General features: G+C 62.8%; 17 protein-coding genes. 11 read left to right on the plus strand and 6 right to left on the minus strand.

The window, feature by feature from the left end; all coding sequences use genetic code 11:
• The first annotated feature begins 37 nt into the window (after positions 1 to 37).
• From rseP to lpxB, 7 genes are all read left to right on the plus strand, one after another.
• Positions 38 to 1,180, plus strand: a complete 1,143-nt coding sequence (gene rseP / locus ACYG9V_RS19365; protein ID WP_023684693.1) for an RIP metalloprotease RseP — start codon at positions 38 to 40, stop codon at positions 1,178 to 1,180.
• Positions 1,181 to 1,397: 217 nt separating this feature from the next.
• Positions 1,398 to 3,800 (plus strand): outer membrane protein assembly factor BamA, encoded by a 2,403-nt coding sequence (gene bamA / locus ACYG9V_RS19370; protein ID WP_352764616.1) that lies wholly within the window; start codon positions 1,398 to 1,400, stop codon positions 3,798 to 3,800.
• A 77-nt stretch (positions 3,801 to 3,877) separates the two neighbouring features.
• Entirely contained in the window at positions 3,878 to 4,936 is a 1,059-nt protein-coding gene (gene lpxD / locus ACYG9V_RS19375; RefSeq protein ID WP_023671032.1) for a UDP-3-O-(3-hydroxymyristoyl)glucosamine N-acyltransferase, read from the plus strand.
• A gap of 1 nt (position 4,937) precedes the next feature.
• Entirely contained in the window at positions 4,938 to 5,390 is a 453-nt protein-coding gene (gene fabZ, locus ACYG9V_RS19380; RefSeq protein WP_023671033.1) for a 3-hydroxyacyl-ACP dehydratase FabZ, read from the plus strand.
• Positions 5,391 to 5,405: 15 nt separating this feature from the next.
• The gene (lpxA, locus tag ACYG9V_RS19385) at positions 5,406 to 6,239 is read left to right on the plus strand and encodes an acyl-ACP--UDP-N-acetylglucosamine O-acyltransferase (RefSeq protein WP_023706235.1); all 834 of its coding nucleotides are present in this window, start codon (positions 5,406 to 5,408) and stop codon (positions 6,237 to 6,239) included.
• Positions 6,226 to 7,128: an LpxI family protein gene (locus ACYG9V_RS19390; RefSeq protein WP_352764619.1), complete on the plus strand. Its 903-nt coding sequence runs from the start codon at positions 6,226 to 6,228 to the stop codon at positions 7,126 to 7,128. Before lpxA ends, ACYG9V_RS19390 begins: the two co-directional genes overlap by 14 nt.
• Positions 7,118 to 8,296, plus strand: coding sequence for a lipid-A-disaccharide synthase (gene lpxB / locus ACYG9V_RS19395; protein WP_023684699.1), 1,179 nt, complete (start codon positions 7,118 to 7,120; stop codon positions 8,294 to 8,296). Before ACYG9V_RS19390 ends, lpxB begins: the two co-directional genes overlap by 11 nt.
• Before the next feature lie 122 nt (positions 8,297 to 8,418).
• Here lpxB and gltA read toward each other — a convergent pair whose 3' ends face one another.
• Positions 8,419 to 9,750 (minus strand): citrate synthase, encoded by a 1,332-nt coding sequence (gene gltA / locus ACYG9V_RS19400; RefSeq protein WP_023671037.1) that lies wholly within the window; start codon positions 9,748 to 9,750, stop codon positions 8,419 to 8,421.
• A gap of 180 nt (positions 9,751 to 9,930) precedes the next feature.
• Positions 9,931 to 11,355, minus strand: coding sequence for a glutamate--tRNA ligase (gltX, locus tag ACYG9V_RS19405; protein ID WP_023706238.1), 1,425 nt, complete (start codon positions 11,353 to 11,355; stop codon positions 9,931 to 9,933).
• A 464-nt stretch (positions 11,356 to 11,819) separates the two neighbouring features.
• Between gltX and arr the strand changes: the two genes are divergently transcribed.
• Both arr and ACYG9V_RS19415 read left to right on the plus strand, forming a co-directional pair.
• The gene (gene arr / locus ACYG9V_RS19410) at positions 11,820 to 12,236 is read left to right on the plus strand and encodes an NAD(+)--rifampin ADP-ribosyltransferase (protein WP_023696562.1); all 417 of its coding nucleotides are present in this window, start codon (positions 11,820 to 11,822) and stop codon (positions 12,234 to 12,236) included.
• Between the two features lie 112 nt (positions 12,237 to 12,348).
• Positions 12,349 to 14,805, plus strand: coding sequence for a ComEC/Rec2 family competence protein (locus ACYG9V_RS19415; protein ID WP_352764622.1), 2,457 nt, complete (start codon positions 12,349 to 12,351; stop codon positions 14,803 to 14,805).
• On the opposite strand, the gene lexA is transcribed toward ACYG9V_RS19415, so the two are convergent.
• Both lexA and ACYG9V_RS19425 read right to left on the minus strand, forming a co-directional pair.
• Complete coding sequence (gene lexA, locus ACYG9V_RS19420) at positions 14,799 to 15,581, minus strand: transcriptional repressor LexA (protein WP_023724387.1); 783 nt, start codon at positions 15,579 to 15,581, stop codon at positions 14,799 to 14,801. The genes ACYG9V_RS19415 and lexA overlap by 7 nt on opposite strands.
• Before the next feature lie 205 nt (positions 15,582 to 15,786).
• The gene (locus ACYG9V_RS19425; RefSeq protein ID WP_023684704.1) at positions 15,787 to 16,551 is read right to left on the minus strand and encodes a GntR family transcriptional regulator; all 765 of its coding nucleotides are present in this window, start codon (positions 16,549 to 16,551) and stop codon (positions 15,787 to 15,789) included.
• Positions 16,552 to 16,719: 168 nt separating this feature from the next.
• Between ACYG9V_RS19425 and kynU the strand changes: the two genes are divergently transcribed.
• Entirely contained in the window at positions 16,720 to 17,967 is a 1,248-nt protein-coding gene (gene kynU, locus ACYG9V_RS19430; RefSeq protein ID WP_023684705.1) for a kynureninase, read from the plus strand.
• A 105-nt stretch (positions 17,968 to 18,072) separates the two neighbouring features.
• Here kynU and kynA read toward each other — a convergent pair whose 3' ends face one another.
• Both kynA and ACYG9V_RS19440 read right to left on the minus strand, forming a co-directional pair.
• Positions 18,073 to 18,909 carry a tryptophan 2,3-dioxygenase gene (gene kynA / locus ACYG9V_RS19435; protein WP_031196583.1) on the minus strand — a complete coding sequence of 279 codons (837 nt, stop codon included), beginning with the start codon at positions 18,907 to 18,909 and terminating at the stop codon, positions 18,073 to 18,075.
• A complete protein-coding gene (locus ACYG9V_RS19440; RefSeq protein WP_352764627.1) occupies positions 18,906 to 20,531 on the minus strand; it encodes an AMP-binding protein in 1,626 nt (541 codons plus the stop codon). The genes kynA and ACYG9V_RS19440 overlap by 4 nt, the downstream gene beginning before the upstream one ends.
• 166 nt (positions 20,532 to 20,697) lie before the next feature.
• On the opposite strand from ACYG9V_RS19440, the gene ACYG9V_RS19445 reads away from it, so the two are divergent.
• On the plus strand, positions 20,698 to 21,528 hold the full coding sequence (locus tag ACYG9V_RS19445) for an alpha/beta hydrolase (protein ID WP_352764630.1): 831 nt from the start codon (positions 20,698 to 20,700) through the stop codon (positions 21,526 to 21,528).
• Positions 21,529 to 21,535: the final 7 nt, after the last annotated feature.

Genomic DNA, 21,535 nt, shown 5'->3' on the forward strand with positions numbered 1-21,535 from the left:
CGACACCTTTTGCCGCGGGTGAATTTGAGGGCATGACTTGAACGAAATTCTTCACGCGTTTTTCAGCACGGAAGGCTTTGTCCTCGGCACGCTGGTGCCGTTTCTGTTCGTGCTGACCGTGGTCGTCTTCATTCACGAAATGGGCCATTACCTGGTCGGCCGCTGGTGCGGCATTGGCGTGAAGGCCTTTTCGATCGGCTTCGGCCCCGAACTTCTCGGCTTCAACGACAGCCACGGCACGCGCTGGAAGCTCTGCGCCATACCGCTCGGCGGTTATGTCAAATTCGTCGGCGACATGAGCGCCACGTCGAGCCAGCCGAGTTCGGAAGATCTGGAAACGCTGACTGACGCTGAACGCAAGGTCGCCTTCCACACGCAACCCATCTGGAAACGCGCCGCCACGGTGGTGGCCGGCCCGCTGTTCAACTTCCTTTTGACCATTGCCGTCTTTGCCGTGCTGTTTTCCCTCTATGGCCGCCCTGTGTTTGAGCCGATGGTGGCGGCGGTCACCGCCGGCAGTCCAGCCGCAAGGGCCGGCATTTTGCCAGGCGACCGATTCGTCGCCGTCGACGGCAGCAAGGTTGAGACCTTCGCCGACGTCCAGCGCCTAGTTTCGGGCCGCGGCGGCGACGCCATCACCTTCACCATGTTGCGCGAGGGCAAGGAGGTCACGGTCGTCGCGACGCCGGAGCCGATGGAGCAGCTGGACGCACTGGGCAACAAGGTCAAGGTGGCCGTCATCGGCGTCGTCAACAACAAGGATGTCGGCCAGCCCAGGCTGATCACCTACAGCCCTGTCGGAGCAGTCGGCGCCGCGGTCGAGGAGACGGGGCACGTCATTCAGCGCACCGGCCAGTTCCTGCAGCGATTCGTTGTCGGCCGCGAAGACAAATGCCAGCTGGGCGGCCCGATCAAGATCGCCAAGATGTCGGGGCAGGCGGCAAAGCTGGGCTTCCTATGGCTGGTGCAACTCGTCGCCGGCCTGTCGGTCGGGATCGGAATTCTGAACCTTTTGCCGATTCCCCCCCTCGACGGCGGCCATCTCCTGTTCTACGCACTCGAAGCCGTTTTCCGGCGTCCGGTATCGGAGCGGATGATGGAAATGGGATACCGGGCCGGCCTCTTTCTGGTGCTGGGATTTATGGGCTTCGTCTTCTGGAACGATCTGTTTGGGTGCTGAAATCATGAAGAAATTTGGCTTCAGCACCGGCAATGTTGAGACGCCGTTTACCATGCACGGGAGTATGCGTGACGCGAAAGCCACGCATCAGGGTTAAGTAATTACAAATTAACCAGAAGCCTTGCGTGTAGGGAAAATCCGGTTAATACGGTAGGAGAAATTACCGCACGTCCGGTTTTCTCGCCGTGGGGACTTCGAGAAAAGGTACAAAAGCCCGATGAAGGCAGCATCCAAATTTTTGAGCGCCGCGTCCGCGGTGGCTATGTCCGCCGCTCTGGTTGTACCAGGTGCGCTCGCCGTGCAGTTCGTTGCCACATCTGCGGCGCAGGCAGCCGTTGTCTCGAGAGTCGAGGTCAGCGGCAACCAGCGTGTCGACGCCGACACCATCCGCAACTACATCACGATCAAGCCGGGCAAGGCGTTTTCCAGCGCCGATATCGACGATGCGGTCAAGGCGCTGTTCGGCACCGGGCTGTTCTCGGACGTGCAGATCAATCAGGTCGGTTCGACGCTGGTAGTCAAGGTTGCCGAATACCAGGTCGTCAACCAGGTTCTGTTCCAGGGCAACAAGAAGCTCAAGGACAACGCGCTGGCAGTCGCCGTGCAGTTGAAGCCGCGCGGGACGTTCTCGCAGGCAACGCTGGACTCCGATGTCGAGGCGGTAAAGGCTGCCTACAGGCGAATTGGCCGGGATGACGCCGCTGTCACGACGCAGATCATGGATCTCGGCGACAACCGCGTGAACGTGGTCTTCAACATCAACGAAGGCGGCCGCACCAAGATCGCCGCTGTCAATTTCGTCGGCAACAGCGCCTATTCGAGCCGCCGCCTGTCCGACGTCATCGCAACCAAGCGCTCGAGCTTCTTGTCCTTCGTGCTGCGTGACGACGTCTATGACGAGGACAAGCTCCGCGCCGACCAGGAATCGCTGCGCCGCTTCTATTACAATCACGGCTATGCCGACTTCCAGGTGGTCTCAGCCGTCGGCGAGCTCGACGACACGACCAACCAGTACACCGTTACCATCACCGTCCAGGAAGGCGACCGCTATACGTTCGGCGACGTCAGCGTCGAGAGCACCATTCCCGAAGTCGACTCGAAGGCGCTGGAATCGGTGGTTCAGACCCACAAGGGCGACGTCTACAACGCCAAGAATGTCGAGGACACCATCATCGCGCTGACCGAAAAGGTCGCGGGTTCGGGCTATGCCTTCGCCCAGGTGACACCGCGCGGTGATCGCAACTTCGAGAACCACACCATTTCGGTCGTCTATACGATCGACCAGGGCACCAAGGCCTATATCGAGCGCATCGAAATCCGCGGCAACGACCGCACGCGCGACTATGTCATTCGTCGTGAGTTCGATGTCAGCGAAGGCGACGCCTTCAACCAGGTACTCATCCAGCGCGCGAAGAAGCGGCTGGAAAAGCTAGATTACTTTGAGAAAGTCGACGTTTCGACTGTCCCGGGTTCTGAGCCAGACCAGGTCGTGCTCGTGGTTGACGTAGTCGAGAAATCGACCGGCGAGTTCTCGGTCGGCGCAGGATATTCGACCGGTGGCGATACTGCGGGTCCGTCCGTCGAAGGTTCGGTCGCGGAGCGCAACTTCCTCGGTCGCGGCCAGTACATCAAGGTTTCGGCGGGTGGTGGCAAGAATTCGCGCGACTACAGCCTGTCCTTCACCGAGCCCTATTTCCTCGGGCGCCGTATCGCTGCCGGCTTCGACATCTTCCAGCAGACGCGCAACTACGACCACTATGACAGCGAGACGCTGGGTGCGACGGTGCGCTTCGGCCTGCCGATCACCGACAACATCTCGACACAGTTGGCGTACAATATCGCCCAGGAGAAGTACAAGCTCGACGACGGTTGCGATAACAATCCTATTGTCGTAGGCCCGCCGGTCAACGCACCTGGCGACGGGATTCCTGACGCCGACTGCAAGATATCTCCGGCGATCGTCCAGGGAATTGACGAAAGCCCTTGGATCAAGTCGTCGGTCAGCCTTGGGCTGGTCTACAACACCATCGACGACATGAAGAGCCCGCACGAAGGCATCTACGCCACCACGACCGTGGAAGTGGCCGGCCTTGGTGGCGATGCCAAATTCGTCAAGGTTACCGGTCGTGGCACTGTCTACCAGACCTTGTCCGAACAGCTGGATCTGGTCGGCCTGATCTCAGGCGGCGCCGGCCATATCCAAGGCTTCGGCGGTGACGGCCTGCGTATCTTCGATCAGTTCCAGAGCAGCGACCGCATGATCCGCGGCTTCGAGTATGGTGGCATCGGTCCTGCGGATATTGCAACGGGTGACCACCTCGGCGGCACCACCTATTTCAATGCGTCGGCGGAAGCTCAGTTTCCGATACCGGTCATTCCGGAAAGCTTTGGTGTGCGCGGCGCCGTGTTTGCTGATGCCGCCACACTGTATGGCAGCAAGATTAACGTCGCCGGGGTTACTCAAGCTTCAACTGATCTAGCGTTGCGCGCTTCGGTTGGTGTCGGCTTGTTGTGGTCGTCGCCCTTCGGCCCGATCCGCATTGACTACGCGATGCCCGTCAAGAAGGAAAAGACCGACGACGTGCAGGAATTCAACTTCGGCATGTCGAGCCGCTTCTGATGCGCGGGTAACGATGCTTCCGGGCCGTTGGGGTCCGGAAGAGAATTGATCCGACCTAGCTGGATATTGCTTCTGGAATGACCGATCCGGTGTTCTTCGCGCCATCACGCCGGTATACGGCCGGCGAAGTCGCGAATCTGACCGGCGCATCGCTTGTCGATTCCGATCTTGCCCACATATCGATCGATGCGTTGGCGCCAGCCAACGAAGGCGGCGAGGGTGCGCTCGTCTTCGTCGACGGCAAGCGCAATTTCGCGCTGATGCAGTCGCTGAAGGCGGCGGCCGTGTTTTGTCCCGCCGAGTTCGCCGGCAAGGCGCCGGCCGGCATTGCGGTTCTGGTGCATCCGCGCCCGCAGCAGGCCTTCGCCATGATCGGCCGGCTGCTGTTCCCGACAGCGGCTACGCCGGGACCGATGACCAGCGAAACCGGGGTCTCGCCGCAAGCTCATGTCGATACCACGGCGCATATCGAGGCAGGCGCGATCATCGAGGCCGGAGCCGTCGTCGGCCCGCGTGCTTCCATCGGCAGCGGAACGGTCATTGCCCCCCACGCCGTTATCGGTCCGTCATGCCAGATCGGCCGCGACGGCTATATCGGACCAGGTGTCAGCGTCCAGTACGCGCTGATCGGCAACCGCGTCATCATTCATGGCGGCGCCAGGATCGGCCAGGACGGCTTCGGCTTTGTCGGCGGCGCCAAAGGCCCTGAGCGTGTGCCGCAGGTCGGCCGCGTTATCATTCAGGACGATGTCGAAATCGGCTCGAACACGACCGTCGATCGCGGCGCCATGTCGGATACGGTCATCGGTCAGGGGACCAAGATCGACAATCTGGTGCAGATCGCCCATAACGTTCGCATCGGCCGCAATTGCATTATTGCCGGGCTCTCTGGTATTTCCGGCTCCGTCACCGTCGGCGACGGTGTCACCATGGGGGGCGGCGTTGGCCTTGCCGATCATTTGACCATCGGATCAGGGGCCAAGCTTGCTGCAAGAAGCGGGTTCATGAGCAACGTGCCGGCGGGCGAGATCTGGGGAGGCTATCCGGCGCAGCCGATGGCGGAAGCCATGCGTGAGATCGCCATGCTGAGGAAGCTTGCCAGGACGCGCAAGCAGGGCGAAGGGGGAAGTAGCTGAGATGGTGCCGGCGACGCTCGAAGCGGTCGATATATTGGGGTTGATGAAGCTTTTGCCGCATCGCTATCCCTTCCTGATGATCGACCGCATCATCGATATCGACGGCAATGATTCTGCCATCGGCATCAAGAACGTGACCATCAATGAGCCGCATTTCCAGGGCCATTTCCCGGATCAGCCGGTGATGCCGGGCGTGCTCATCGTCGAGGCTATGGCGCAGACCGCCGGCGCGATCTGCATCCGTAACCTCAACACGGAAAAGCCGTCGCTGGTCTATTTCCTGACCATCGATAATGCGAAATTCCGCAAACCGGTCGTCCCGGGCGACCAGTTGAAAATCCACGTCAAGAAAATCAAGATGCGCGGCAACCTGCTCAAATTCGCCTGCGAGGCCATGGTGGAGGGCACAAAGGCCGCCGAAGCCGAGATCTCGGCAATGATGGTTACCGGCTGACGGTTCGAAATGCTCATGAAAATACAGACTTCAATCCACCCCTCGGCCGTCATCGAGGCCGGCGCGCAGATCGGCGAAGGCGCCGCAATAGGACCTTTCTGCTATGTCGGCGCTGACGCCGTGATCGGTGACCGCGTCGAACTGGTCAGCCATGTCTCGGTGCTGGGCGCGACAACCATTGGCGCCGCGACCAAGGTCTATCCAATGGCGACACTGGGCGGACCGCCGCAGAACACCAAGCACAAGGGCGGCCGCACCACTTTGGTCATCGGCCAGAACTGCACGATCCGCGAAGGCGTGACCATGCATCTCGGCACCGATTCCAGCCGCGGCGAGACGACCGTCGGCGACAACGGCAATTTCCTTGCCTATGCCCACATTGCCCATGATTGCGTCGTCGGTAAAAACGCCACCTTCGCCAATGGCGCGACCCTGGGCGGCCATTGCGAGGTCGGTGACAGCGTCTATATTGGCGGCCTCAGCGCCGTTCATCAGTTCGTGCGTGTTGGTGACAACGCCTTTCTCGGCGGCTGCTCGGCTTTTGTCGGCGATGTCATTCCCTACGCCATTGCGGTGGGCAATCGCGCCAGCCTGCGTGGACTCAACATAATCGGCCTGAAGCGCGCCGGGTTGCCGCGCGCCGAAATCTACCTGCTGCGCAAGGCTTACAAGACCATCTTCGACCGCTCCCGCACTGTCGGCGAGAACATCGAATTCGCCAAGGCCGAGTTTGCGTCGTCGCCGACGGCCATGAAAATCATTGATTTCATCACCAGTCGCGGCAAGCGGCATTTTGCCGTCCCGTCGCTTAAGGGTGGCGACGGCGACGATGCCGATGACGAAGGCTGAGGCCACTTCAACGGGCCTCGATCTTGCGCCGGACTCCAGGGTCGGCATCATTGCCGGCGGCGGTAGCTTGCCGGTCGAAGTTGCCGCCGGCCTGGCGGAGGCCGGACATCCGCCCGTCATCATCCTGGTCGAAGGTCAGGCCGACCGTCAGTCCGACCTCACAATCTATGAGCATGAAAGCCTTGCGCTGGAAGACATCGGCTCGCTGGTTGCGTTGCTGAGGCGCCGGCGAATCACCCATCTTGTGCTTGCCGGCGAGATCAGGCGCAGGCCGCGGTTGGTCGACATGCGTCCGAACCTTGGGCTACTGGCACTTATACCCTCGCTCGCCATGGCGCTTGCCCGCGGCGATGACGGGCTGTTGAAGATATTGACCCGCGGCCTGGAGGCACGGGGCGTCAAGGTTGTCGGTGCGCATGAAGTCGTGCCCCGGCTCGTCGCGGCCGAAGGGCCGCTGACCAAAGCAGCGCCGCGAAAGTCCGACTGGCGCGATATCGAGGCGGCACACGCGGCGGCAAAGGCCATCGGCGCGCTCGACATTGGTCAGGCGGCAATTGCCATCGGTGGCCGCACTGTTGCCCTGGAAGGCGTCGAGGGCACCCACGGACTGCTCGAGCGGACGCAGCAGTTGCGCGGCCATGGCAGGCTGGCCGGCAAGACGCGCGGTGTCCTGGTCAAATGCGCCAAGCCTGGCCAGGAATTGCGTGCCGATCTGCCATCTATTGGCCCCCGGACCGTCGAGGCGGCGCATGCCGCGGGGCTGGCCGGCATTGCCGTCGAAGCCGGCCGTTCGCTCATCCTCGAAGGCCCCGCCGTTGTCGCGCGCGCCAATGCGCTCGGCCTGTTCGTGTTCGGCCTGCCGGCTGCGGAGTCTGTCCATGGCAGCTGAGAAGCCGCTGAAGATTGCCATCGTCGCCGGCGAAGAATCCGGCGACCTGCTGGGCGCCGACATCGTGCAGGCGCTGAAGCGCATGACCGGGCGCGAGGTGCAACTCGTCGGCACTGGCGGGCGGCATCTGCAGGCGCTCGGACTGGCGCCGCTGTTCGACGGCGCCGAGATCGCGCTGATGGGGCTCAGCGCCATCCTCCGTGACTTGCCGCGCCTGATGCGGCGGATCAGCCAGACGGCAAGTGCTGTTGCCGCCGAAAAACCCGACTGTCTGATCACCATCGACAGCCCCGATTTCTCGCTGCGCGTCGCCAAAAAGATCCGCGCCGCCGATCCGTCGATCCCGATCGTCCATTATGTCTGCCCGAGCGTCTGGGCGTGGCGGCCGGGTAGGGCGGCCGCGATGAAGCCGTATGTCGACCACATACTGTGCATCCTGCCTTTCGAGGTAAAGGAGCTCAGCCGTCTCGGCGGCCCGCCCGGCACTTACGTCGGACATCGCCTCACGCATGATCCAGGCGTGCTGGGCGCGGCCAGGGCGCAAGCCCAGCCACGCGATCTCTCGGCCGATCACGTCAAGACGCTGCTCGTCCTGCCAGGGTCGCGGCGCGGCGAGGTGAGCCGGCTTATCGGTCCGTTCGGCGAGACGGTGTCGGCGCTGCGCGCGCGTGGCCACCGGCTGCGGCTGTTGCTGCCGACGGTGCCGCATGTCGCCGAACTGGTCAAAACATCGGTGGCGCGCTGGGATCAGGAGCCGGAAGTCATCCTCGATCCCGAGCGCAAGTGGCAGGCCTTCGGCAAGGCCGATGCGGCGCTGATCGCGTCAGGAACGGTGTCGCTGGAACTGGCGTTGTCGGGTGTACCGATGATCTCTTGCTACAAGTTCGATCCGATCATGCTGATGGCGCAGAGCCTGATCACGGTGTGGAGCGCTGCTTTGCCCAACCTTATTGCCGACCGGCCGGTCGTGCCGGAAAGCTACAACCAGTATGTGCGGCCGCACTATCTGGCGCGGCAGCTCGAGGCACTGTTTTCAGACACCGCCTACCGCGCCTGGCAAAAGGACGGCTTTGGCGAGGTTGCCAGACGCATGGCCACCGACAGGCCCTCCGGCGACATCGCCGCCGATGTCGTTCTTCGCCACATCGGGAGAGCGAATAGGCCGTAGTGAATAGTGAATAGTGAATAGTGAATAGTGAATAGTGAATAGGATTAACGCGCTCTCGCCTATAATCAAGCTGCTACTTACTACCTGCTATTCACTACTTACCATTCACCATTCACTCTCTTTCACCTTTTCGCAATCGGCACGTAGTCGCGTTCCGGGGCGCCGGTATAGAGCTGGCGCGGGCGGCCGATCTTCTGGTGCGGGTCCTCGATCATTTCCTTCCACTGCGCGATCCAGCCGACGGTGCGCGCGACCGCGAACAGTACGGTGAACATGGTGGTGGGGAAGCCCAGCGCCTTCAGCGTGATGCCGGAATAGAAATCGACGTTCGGATAGAGCTTCTTCTCGATGAAGTAGGAATCGGTCAGCGCGATCTTTTCCAGCTCCATGGCGATGTCGAGCAGCGGATCGTCCTTGATGCCGAGTTCGCCCAGCACCTCATGCGCCGTCTTCTGCATGATTTTCGCGCGAGGATCGTAGTTCTTGTAGACGCGATGGCCGAAGCCCATTAGCCGGAACGGATCGTTCTTGTCCTTGGCGCGGGCGATGAATTCCGGGATGTGGTCGACATGGCCGATCTCGCCCAGCATGTTGAGCGCCGCTTCGTTGGCGCCGCCATGCGCCGGGCCCCACAGGCAGGCGATGCCGGCGGCAATGCAGGCGAACGGATTGGCGCCCGACGAGCCGGCAAGGCGCACCGTCGAGGTCGAGGCGTTCTGTTCGTGGTCGGCGTGCAGGATGAAGATGCGCTCCATGGCGCGCGCCAGCACCGGATTGATCTTGTATTCCTCGCACGGCACCGCAAAGCACATATGCAGGAAGTTGGCGGCGAAGTTCAGCTCGTTCTTCGGGTAAATGAAGGGCTGGCCGATATGGTATTTGTAGGCCATGGCTGCAATCGTCGGCATCTTGGCAATCAGCCGCATCGAGGCGACCATGCGCTGATACGGGTCCGAAATGTCGGTGGAGTCGTGATAGAAGGCCGACAGCGCGCCGACCACGCCGCACATCACAGCCATCGGATGCGCGTCGCGGCGGAAGCCGGTGAAGAAGCGCGACATCTGCTCGTGCACCATGGTGTGGCGCGTCACCCGGTAGTCGAAATCGTCCTTCTGTGCCTTGGTCGGCAGTTCGCCGTAGAGCAGGAGGTAGCAGACTTCGAGGAAGTCGCCATGCTCGGCCAGCTGGTCGATGGGATAGCCGCGGTGAAGCAGGATGCCGGCATCGCCGTCGATGAAGGTTATCGCCGACTCGCAGCTCGCCGTCGAAGTGAAGCCGGGATCGTAGGTGAAGGCGCCGGTGGTGTTGTAGAGCGCACCGATGTCGATGACGTCGGGCCCGACCGAGCCGCTCCGCACCTTGAATTCATGCGTCTTGCCGGCCAGTTCGAGCGTGGCAGTCGACGGGTGCGTCGTCTTGCTGCCGGTTTCCAGTCTCGTCGCAGCTTCGCTCATTCTCAAACTCCTTCATCTTCCTCATGCCGGCAAGGCAATTCCTGCAAACGACACGTCGAAATCACCGGAATGCGCGAACTCGCCACCGCATTTAGGAAGTGCGTGCCAGATTGGGCCAAGGCCTAATGTTGCACTGCGAAACCCGCCTTTCAATGCCAATCTTTTTGGGCCAGCTCGCTCCTAATCGATTTGATCCGCAATCCGCGCCAGGCTTTCCTCGCGGCCAAGCACGGCAAGCACGTCGAACACGCCGGGCGAGGTGCTGCGGCCGGTAAGGGCCGCCCGGAGCGGTTGGGCCACGGCGCCGAGCTTGTGGCCGCCGGCCGCTGCGAACTTGCGCACCGCGGCTTCAGCCGCGGCAGCCGACCAATCGCCCGAAACAGTCTGCAAAGCGGCATGTGCGCCGCGCAGGATCGCGCGCGCGTCGGCACTGAGCAGTGCTGCCGCCTTCTCGTCGATCGGCAGCGGCCGCTCGACGAACAGGAAGGCAGCGCCATCGGCCAGTTCCACCAGCGTCTTGGCGCGCTCTTTCAGGCCAGGCAAGGCGGCCAGCAGCTGCGCCTTCCTGGCGTCGTCGAGACGGGCGGCGATAGCAGATCCGCCTTCGAGGTATGGCAGAGTGGCGACGAAAATGTCGAACAGCTCGGTATCGGCCATCTTGCGCATATGCGCGCCGTTGATTGACTCGAGCTTGGCGAAGTCGAAGCGCGCCGCACCCTTGTTGACATCGCCGATGTCGAACCACGAAATCATGTCCTTGATCGACATGATCTCGTCGTCGCCATGGCTCCAGCCGAGCCTTGCCAGATAGTTGAGCAGTGCCTCGGGCAGATAGCCCATGGCGCGATAAGCCTCGACACCGAGTGCGCCGTGCCGCTTCGACAGCTTGGCGCCGTCGGCGCCGTGGATCAGCGGGATATGCGACATCGACGGGACGTCCCAGCCCATGGCGTTGTAGATCACCGTCTGGCGCGCGGCGTTGGTCAGATGGTCGTCGCCGCGGATGATGTGGGTGACGCCCATGTCATGGTCGTCGACGACGACGGCATGCATGTAGGTCGGATTGCCGTCCGAGCGCAGGATGATGAAATCGTCGAGGTCCTTGTTGGGGAAGCGCACCTCGCCCTGCACACGGTCGTGCACCACGGTTTCGCCCTCGGTCGGCGCCTTGATGCGGATGGCGCCCTTGACGCCGGGAGGCGCCTCCGAGGGGGCACGATCTCGCCACTGGCCGTTGTAGCGCGGCGGCAGGCCCTTGGCGCGTGCGGCCTCGCGCATCGCCTCGAGCTCGGCAGGCGTCTCGTAGCTGTAATAGGCCTTGCCCAGGCGCACCAGCTCCTCGGCCACCTCACGGTGGCGCGGCGCGCGCTCGAACTGCGATATGGCCTCACCGTCCCAGGAAAGGCCGAGCCAGGTCAGCCCATCCAGAATGGCCTGTGTCGCCGCCTCGTTGAAGCGTTCGCGGTCGGTGTCCTCGATGCGCAGCACCATCGTGCCGCCGGTGTGCTTGGCGTACAGCCAGTTGAACAGCGCCGTGCGCGCGCCGCCGATATGCAGATAGCCGGTGGGCGAGGGGGCAAAACGGGTGACGACCGTGTCGGACATGGAACTCTCGGGAAGCCTTGGAAAGCGGAGCGTGATCGCGCGGACTTTCGCGCTTTGCGCGTTCATGTAGCATAGGAGGTCTGGGGCGCAAGGGGCAGACCCGATGGCTGGATGAGGCCGGGGGCACGTCGGCAATTATCGGTTGCGTCAACTGGCGGTGGAGCCTTGTAGCACAAAAATCTGTTCGCACCTCCGCGCAACCTCATTTGGCAGCAGCGTCAATGTCTGGGTTTCATTCGGCTGCAGCGCCCGTCACAGTGCCTGGAACATCGCTGCGACGGTGGTAGCCCCCTCTGACGAGCGGACATTTCTTCACGGATGCGGCACTGCCCGACACAACGCCGCCGTGACAGCGTTGGCTTGGTCACGCATATTGACCTTTCTGCAATCATTATCGTGAACACCGCAACTGTGTGCGGTCCGGCCTCGCCACGAAGGAGGAATGATTGAAAGAAGGACTACCGATGACCAGAAACGCCGACCATACGGAGGGTGATCCGTTCTACCATGGTACCCGGGCGGATTTGAAACCCGGGGATCTGCTGAGCGTCGGCCACCCTTCCAATTTCAGAGGTAAACCACTGTCATGGATCTATTTCACCCAGACACTGGAAGCCGCCATCTGGGGAGCAGAGCTTGCAACGGGTGACGGTCGTCAAAGGATTTACATCGTAAAGCCGACGGGGTTTTTTATGGATGACCCTAACCTGACCGATAAAAAATTTCCCGGTAATCCGACGAAATCCTACCGCTCCCGTGATCCGTTGCTCATCCTGGGGGAGCTCGCTGAATGGCAGGGTCATACACCGGAACAATTGAAGGCAATGCACGATGGGCTTGCTCGCCTGAGGGCGGAGGGCCGGGATATGATTGAGGATTGAGCGTCCTTGGCGAGTGATCGTCAATTCCGGCGCGGTGGACGCGACCGCACGGACTTTCGCACTTTGCGCGTTCATGTAGCATAGGAGGTCTGGGGCGCAAGGGGCAGACCCGATGGCTGGACGTGGCCGGGGCACGAAGGAAGGCGAAGGCGGCGAGGCAAGCGTCAGCGAACGCTCGCTGTTTGCCGATAGTCCCTATGCCGAGCCGCTGCCCCTCGCGCTGCCTGAGCCGCATCCCGGCATAGCGCCCGCGCTGCCCGGTCACGCCTTGCCGGCGCAAGTCACAGCGCCCGGATCTATCGCCCGACTGCGCAGACGGCTTCGCCGCCCGTCATGGCCCGCGCTCCGCCGCAGCCTTGCCGTGGCCGCCAACACGGAGCTCGACCGGGGCGTCGCCTTCCTGCTGGTCCCGGTTTTCCTGGCAGCCGGCGTCATCGTCTACTTCTCGCTGGCCGGCGAGCCGGGCTTTGCGCAGCCAATCGCCATTGTGGTGCTGGCGACATGTTGCGCTGTCGCCACGCGATCGCGGCCGAGGACGCATCTGTTCTGCATGGCCGCGATGCTGTGCGCGCTCGGCGTCGTCGCCGCCAAAGTCGAGACCTGGCGCGCCGGAACGCAGATGCTCGGCTCCGAGATCCAGACACGGCTGACCGGCCGCGTCGTCAGTCTCGAACAGATGGAGAGCGGGCGCATCAGGCTGACGCTCGACGTGGTTTCGACCGCTTACCCCAAGCTGCGCTACGCCCCGGAGCGGGTCAGGCTCTCGGCGCGGACCGTTCCCGCCGATATGACCGCCGGCTCCCTGATCACCGGCTATGCCAGGCTGTTGCCGCCGACCGGTCCGGTGCGGCCGGAGAGCTACGATTTCTCCTTCGACAGCTATTTCACCGGTATCGGCGGCAGCGGCTTCTTTCTCGGCAATCCGAAAACCATTGCTACGCAGGGACCGCCGCCGCTGACCGCGCGGCTCTCCTCGGCAATCGAGAGCGCGCGCGAAAACATTGCCGACCATATCAGGGGCAAGATCGGCGGCGCCGAAGGCGAGATTGCCGCGGCGTTGATTGTCGGGGTGCGCGCCGGCATCCCGGACGAGGTCAACGAAGCGATGCGGCGCACCGGCATCTACCACATCATCTCCATCTCCGGCCTGCACATGGCGCTGGTTGCCGGCACCATCATGGCGTTGCTGCGTGGCGCCTTTGCGCTGTTTCCCGATTTCTCTTCGCGCCGGCCGGTGAAGAAATATGCGGCCGCGGCAGCGCTTGTCTCGATCGCCGCCTATCTCGTTATTTCAGGCGTCGTGGTTGCCGCCGAGCGCAGCTTCATCATGCTGGCGGTCATGCTTGTCGCCGTGCTGTTTGATCGCGCCGCACTCACCATGCGCAATCTGGCGATCTCCGCCATTGCCGTCATCCTGGTGTCGCCGCACGAGGTGGTCGGTCCCAGCTTCCAGATGTCGTTTGCCGCCACTGCCGCCCTTGTCGGCGCCTATGCCGGCTGGGCCGATTACCGCGCCGACAAGGTGAGAACGCCGCTGGCAAAGCGCTCCTTCGTCGGCTTCCTGTCGCGAAAATTCGCGCTGGCCATGGGCGGCCTCGCCATGACCTCGATCATCGCCGGCAGTGCAACCTTGCTGTTCGCCATCTGGCATTTTCAGCGTGTGTCGCCGCTCAGCCTGATCGCCAATCTGGCCGTGATGCCGATTGTTTCGTTGATCGTCATGCCCTTTGCCGTGCTCAGCGCACTGGCGATGCCGTTCGGCGCCGACGGGCCGCTCCTCTATGTGATGGGCAAGGGTCTGATGGCGATGATCGCTATATCGGCCTGGATTTCCGAGCGCTCGCCGGTCGACGCCGTCGGGCTGATCTCCATCCGCTCGGTGCTGTTGGTGGCGGTCGCCCTCGTCATCGCCACCATGGCCACCACCTGGCTCAGGCTGGCGGCCGTGCCTTTCGCGCTGGCCGGCCTGTTGACGGTGCCGCAGGTGCTTACGCCCGACGTGCTCATATCCGAGGACGCGCATCTGGTGGCCATGCCGATAGGTGGCGGCGAACTCGCCCTCAACCGCGAACGCTCCAACGAATTCACCACGGACAATTGGAAACGGGCGCTGCGGGCCGAAACCATTATCCCGCCCGAGATTTTCGAGGCAACAGATACGCGGTTCGATCTCGATCCGCTCGATCTGCCGCCCGGGTCGCCCTTCTATTGCATGGGCGATCTCTGTATCGCCCGGCACCCTTCCGGAGCCATTGTAGCGCTTGCGAAAGACCGCAAGACGGCGCGGCCGGCCTGTGCCTTCGCGAGCCTGATCGTCATCGATGACGCCACCGCCTACAATCCGTGCCGCGACCCGCTGGTGCTGGTCGTGACGAAGAAACAGCTGGCCCGCGACGGCAGCGCCGCCGTCTTCTTCGATCCGCAATCGGCAGCTGCAGCGCCAACCATCCGCTTCGCCGTCGACAAGCCGTATCGCCCCTGGCACGAGCAACGCCGCTTCTCCCGCGAAGCGCGCGGCCTGCCGCCTTACAACCAGCGTGAAAAATACAAACCCAAGCCGGCTCAGTAGCGCCGGATCAATCCGACAAGCTTGCCCTGCACCTTCACCCTGTCCGGTCCAAAAATGCGGGTCTCGTAGGCCGGGTTGGCGGCTTCCAGGGCGATCGAGGCGCCCTTGCGGCGGAAGCGTTTCAGGGTCGCTTCCTCATCGTCGACCAACGCCACCACGATCTCGCCGGGGCTGGCTGTGTCGGCATTGCGGATGATGACCGTGTCGCCATCGAAAATGCCGGCCTCGATCATCGAATCACCCTTGACCTCGAGCGCGTAGTGTTCGCCGCCCATGATCATATCGGGCGGCACCGAGATCGAATGGGTCTGATGCTGGATGGCGTCGATCGGCACGCCGGCGGCGATGCGTCCCATAACCGGGATTGAAATCGCGGAAACGGCATCGTCATTGCCGGCCGACATCGAACGCGACGGCGAGCCCGGCTTGATCTGGCGGCCGAGACCGCCTTGGCCCATCGCGCCTTGTCCTTGGCCGCCTTGCCCTTGGCCGGTTTGACCAAGACTGCCCTGAATCACGCTCGGCGAAAACTTCCTCGCCGCATTGAGGCCTGGTGCGATCGAGTCGGGCAGCCGCAGCACTTCCAGCGCGCGCGCCCGGTTCGGCAGCCGGCGAATGAAACCGCGCTCCTCAAGCGCCGTGATCAGGCGGTGGATGCCGGACTTGGAGGCGAGGTCGAGCGCTTCCTTCATCTCGTCGAAGGACGGCGGGATTCCGCTCTCCTTCAGGCGTTCATGGATGAACATCAGAAGCTCATGTTGTTTGCGCGTCAGCATCGCGGCCCCCAAGGGTTCTGAAACCAGAATCAGAAAAAACAAACCCAGAACAAACACTATCTGTTCCAGTTGTGTTCCGCAACCTTTTAAAGTTTAATGAATGTGTTGACGTTTTGTTCAGCGTAACGTTCGGCGCTGCGAGCGCCGCCTGCGCCCCGTTGCCAGCAACGGGGTGAAACGAAGACAAAGTGCCCTGCGTCGTCGGCTACGATCGCCGCTTCCTTTTCGGACGGGGCTGCGCAGCATCCGCGCGGGGTTCTCTCTGGGCATAGACCCGCAGCGTGTAGCCGATGTGAGCGGTCATCAGAGTTTTCGCACGTTCGACGTCGCGATCGAGGGCCGCTTCCATCAGGGCGGTATGGTGTTCGATCGCCACGGCGTCGCGCAGGGCCGCCACGGCCTTCCGGTGTCCGTCCGTGCGGCCGGCGGCGGCGCGCAGCGTCGGGGCCAGACCCAGAAAGCGGTGATGGCGATGCAATTGGTCGGAAATCGTTGCATTGAAGCGCAGCAGCCAGCTGGATGTCGCGGCACTGAGCAGCGCCGCATGGAAGGCATCGTGTTTTTCGTACCACGCGTCGACCGCATCATCCGATGGATCGTCGAGAACAGACCCGCACCGTGAGAGACGATAGTGGGCGGCAACGACCGCGTCTTCCCACTCACGGTCGCCCTTCTCGATCGATTCCACCAGCAGGGGCAGTTCGACCACCAGCCGCGCACGTGCCAAATCCTCGAGCTCCGCCCGAGAGACGGGAGCGACCGCAAACCCGCGGTTGCTGATGGCGGTCACAAGCCGTTCCGCCTCCAGCCGCGACAGCGCCTCGCGCAACGGCGTCCAGCCGATGCCGTAGGTGTTGCGCAGCGTGCTCAGCTTCAACGGCGCGGCAGGCGCCAGCCGGGTCGCAAGAATATCGCGCCTGAGCAGGCGATAGGCCACTTCCGTCTTCGAGGTCTGCTCGTCATCCAGCATCGTGATCCATCAGACATAAACGCTCGGGCGGATCATTATATATCAAAGCCTTTCAATGGGTGAATTATATATAATGTTTGACAGTTCAAGGGCGACCACTCAAGATCACCGGCATGTTTGGGCGGCAGGCTCCGCCGCGCGCGTTTGTCCATGGAGGGGCGCCGGATCATGAGCACGACACCCGATCTCGCTACAATCGAAGCAATGGATGCCGCCGATCCGCTGCGCTCCATGCGTGAACGCTTTGTCTTGCCGCAAGGCGTGATTTATCTCGACGGCAATTCCCTGGGCGCCGCGTCAGCGGTCGTCTTCAGCGAACTGCAGCAGGCCGCCACGCAGGAATGGGCGCACGACCTCATTCGCGCCTGGAACACCGCCGGCTGGTTCAACATGCCGGTGGAACTCGGAGATCAGCTCGGGCGACTGATCGGCGCGGCTGATGGGCAGACGGTGGTCTGCGACACAACCTCGATCAACATCTACAAGCTGCTGCACGCAGCGCTCGGCATGCGGCCGGATCGGTCGGTCATCGTTGCCGAGGGCGACAGTTTCCCGACCGACCTCTACATGGCCGAAGGCGTCGCCTCGACCCGGCCGGGAACGCGGCTGCGGCTGGAGGGCGTCGACGCGGCCGCAATCGAGGAGCTGATCGACGACAGCGTTGCCGTCATCCTGGTCAACCACGTCAACTACAAATCCGGCCAGTTGCGCGACATGGCGGCGCTGACGCGCAAGGCACATGACGCCGGCGCGCTGATCATCTGGGATCTCTGCCACACGGCCGGCGCCTTGCCGGTCGAACTTGACCGTGCCAATGCCGATTTCGCCGTCGGCTGCACCTACAAATACCTCAATGGCGGCCCGGGCTCGCCAGCCTTCATCTACGCGGCCGAGCGCCACCATGACGATGCCCACCAGCCGCTCAGCGGCTGGTGGGGCCATGCGCGGCCCTTTGCCTTCGAGCAGGGCTTTGCCGTCGGCAGCGGCATTCGCCGCTTCCTGTGCGGAACGCAGCCGGTGCTGTCGATGCGGGCGCTCAAGGGCGCGCTCGATATCTGGAACGACGTCGATATGGCGGCGGTGCGCAGAAAAAGCATCGCGCTGACCGACCTGTTTATCCAGCTCGTCGAAGCCAGATGCGGCGCCTACCGGCTTGAACTGGAAAGTCCTCGCGACGGCAGCCAGCGCGGCAGCCAGGTGTCGTTCCTCCATCCGCATGGCTATCAGGTGATGCGCGCGCTGATCGAGCGCGGCGTGATCGGCGATTTCCGGGCGCCGTCGACCATCCGTTTCGGCTTCACGCCGCTCTATGTCGGATATGGCGATGTCTGGCAGGCGGTCGAAGTCCTGGAGGATATTCTGCGCACCGGCGCCTGGCAGGACGCCCGCTTCGCGGTGAAGACCGCGGTTACGTGAGAAACCAGAGCAATTTCAGGAAAAGTGTGAAGCGGTTTTCCGTCCGAAATTGCGTCAATCAAAGAGCTAGAGCATTTCGCCGTTTCCGTTAAACGGTGAAATGCTCTAGAGCCGGGTGCGGACCGTCCAGAGCTCCGGAAACAGCACGACCTCCAGCATCTTCTTCAGATAGGAGGCGCCTGAGGTGCCGCCGGTGCCGCGCTTCAAGCCGATGATGCGCTCGACCGTTGTGACGTGGTTGAAGCGCCAGCGGCGGAAGTAATCCTCGAAGTCGACCAGCTTCTCGGCCAGTTCGTAGAGCATCCAGTAGCGCTGCGGGTCGCGGTAGACGGTTTGCCAGGCAGCCAGCACGTCTTCGTTCTCACCGCGCGTCTCGCGCCAGTCCGTGCGCCCGGCATCGGCGCCGATGTCGAAGCCATTGCGCGCCAAAAGCAGAAGCGCCTCGTCGTACAGCGACGGCGTGGCCAGGATCGCTTCCAGCCTGTCCGTAAGATCGCGCCGGTGCTTGTGCGGCCCGAGCATGGCTAGGTTGCGGTTGCCGGCCATGAACTCGATGGCGCGGTACTGCCACGACTGGAAGCCCGAGGATTGGCCGAGCGCGTCGCGAAACTCGGTGTATTCGCTTGGCGTCATCGTGCGCAGCACGTCCCAGGCATTGTTGAGCTGCTCGAAGATGCGCGCGACGCGCGACAGCATCTTGAAGCTCGGTTCGAGGCGGTCGGCGCGGATCGAGCGGATCGCGGCGCCGATCTCGTGCAAAGCGAGCTTCATCCACAATTCCGATGTCTGATGCTGGATGATGAACAGCATCTCGTCATGGGCCGAAGACAGCGGCGCCTGCGCATCGAGCACCTTGTCCAGCTGCAGATAGTCGCTGTAGGACATCCGCTCCTTGAACGACATCTGCGCGCCATCGGACGCCGGATCGTGCGGCTTAATCAATTGCTCTTCTCCGCGCGCAACCGGAAGCGCTGGATCTTGCCGGTCTGGGTTTTGGGCAAGGCGTCGATGAACTTCACCGAACGCGGATATTTGTAGGGCGCGATCGTTGCCTTGACGTGGTCCTGCAGGCGTTTGACGGTCAATGCGTCCGGCGAAACACCTTGCACAAGCACGATATGCGCCTCGACGATCTGGCCGCGTTCATCGTCCTCGGCGCCGGTCACCGCGCATTCGGCGACGTCGGGATGCGAGAGCAGCGCCGCTTCGACCTCGGGGCCGGCGATGTTGTAGCCGGCGCTGACGATCATGTCGTCGGAACGCGCGGCGAAGTGGAAGAAGCCATCCTCGTCCTGCGTGAACGTATCGCCGGTGAGATTCCAGCCGTCGCGGACATAGTCCTTTTGCCTGGCATCGGCCATGTAGCGGCAGCCGGTCGGGCCGCGCACCGCCAGCCGGCCAGCAGAGCCGCGCGGCAACTCCCGCATCTCGTCATCGACGATGCGTGCCAGATAGCCGCCGACTGGTTTGCCGGTGGAGGCCGGCTTCATGTCGTCGAAGCGGTTGGAGATGAAGATATGCAGCATCTCGGTGGCGCCGATCCCATCGAGGATCGGCTTGCCGGTCTTCTCAGTCCATTCCTCGAAGACAGGCGCCGGCAGCGTCTCGCCCGCCGAAACCGCGACGCGCAGCGAGGACAGGTCAGCGCCTTGATCCATGGCCTTGAGCATGGCCCGATAGGCGGTTGGAGCGGTGAAGGAAATGGTCGCTTTGTAGGTCTCGATGATGTGGATCATGTTGGGTGGCGTCGCCTGTTCCAGCAACGTCGCCGCGGCGCCGAAACGCAGCGGGAAGATGGCGAGCCCGCCAAGACCGAAGGTAAAGGCAAGGGGCGGGGAGCCGACGAAGATGTCGTCGGGCGTCACCTCCAGGATTTCGCGGGCATAGGCGTCGGCGACGATCAGCAGGTCGCGGTGGAAATGCATCGTCGCCTTCGGCACGCCGGTGGTGCCGGAGGTGAAGCCGAGCAGGGCGACATCGTCGCGGCCGGTGTTGACGGCAGTGAAGGTGACCGGCTTGTCGAGGGCGGCGCGGTCGAGTTCCGCGTCATGGTTGGCCGTGCCGTCGAAGCCAATGACCTGCTTGAGATACGCACTGCCCTTGGCGCAGGCGGTCATCTCGTCCATCAGCCTTGTATCGCAAAGCGCAACCGTGATTTCCGCCTTGTCGACGATCTTGGCGAGTTCGCCGGCGCGCAGCATCGGCATGGTGTTGACGACCACCGCGCCAACCTTGGTGGCGGCCAGCCAACAGGCGACCATGGCCGGGTTGTTGGCCGAGCGGATCAGCACCCGGTTGCCCGGCTTGACGCCATAATTCTCGACCAGGGCATGGGCGAGCCTGTTGGTCCAGTCGGACAGTTCCTTGTAGGTGCGGCGGCGGCCATTGCCGATCAGCGCGGTGTGGTCGCCGAACCCTTTTTCGACCAGCCTGTCGGTCAATTCGACGCCGGCATTTATGTGGTCGGGATAGTCGAAGCCGTCGAGCAAAAACTCCGGCCATTGCTCCGGCGGCGGCAGGTTGTCGCGCGTGAATGTGTCGATATGCGCTGATGGCCCAAGCATTTTCGGCTGCCCCTGTCTGCCTCGCGCCCATGGCTGAACAAGGCGCAGGATCGCACCAGTCGAAATTTGTTTCAAGCCTAAAATGTTTTTAGGTCGCAGGATTGACGCCGCCCTGTTCGGCGGCCATTCCTGTCGACTGAACTGAAGCCATCCGGGAGGGATGCAGATGCTCCAACATCGTGTTGCCGATTGGGACAATGCCTACGCCAACGGCGACAACATTGCCGGCAGCAATCGCTGGCCGGCCGCGTGGGACACACCGGCACAGGCTTTTCGCGACACAATGTCGGCGTCCGGTCGGGCCAAGCTCGACATCGCCTATGGCGACAGCCCGCGCAACAGGCTCGATCTGTTCTTTCCCGATGTCATGCCCAAAGGGCTCGTCGTCTTCATCCATGGCGGTTACTGGAAGGCGTTCGACAACAAGCCATGGTCGCATCTGGCCAACGGCGCGGTTGCCAATGGCTTTGCCGTGGCAATGCCGACTTACACGCTTTGTCCCGACATACGCATTTCCGGCATCGTCAGGGAAATCGCGGCGGCGATCGGCAAGGCGGCGACGATGGTCGGCGGGCCGGTGATGCTGACCGGGCATTCCGCCGGCGGCCATCTCGCCTCCAGGATGGTGACGACAACGACACCCCTGGCCGCCGATGTGGCGGGCCGCGTGCGCAATGTCGTCTCGATCTCCGGCGTCCATGACCTGCGGCCAATCATGCGCACCGGGATGAATGGGACACTGGCCATCGATGAAGCGGAAGCACTGGCCGAAAGCCCGGTTCTGCTGCGCCCCATGCAGGGCGCGCGCATCACCTGCTGGGCCGGCGGCGGCGAGCGGGCGGAGTTCCTGCGCCAGAATGCGCTGCTTGCCAACATCTGGATCGGCCTCGGCGCCACGACCAGCACAGTGGTCGAGCCGGACCGGCATCATTTCAGCATCGTCGACGGGCTTGCCGATCCGACACATCCGCTGACGCGGACATTGCTGGCGGAGTAACAACCAG

This window comes from Mesorhizobium sp. W016, assembly GCF_054719485.1.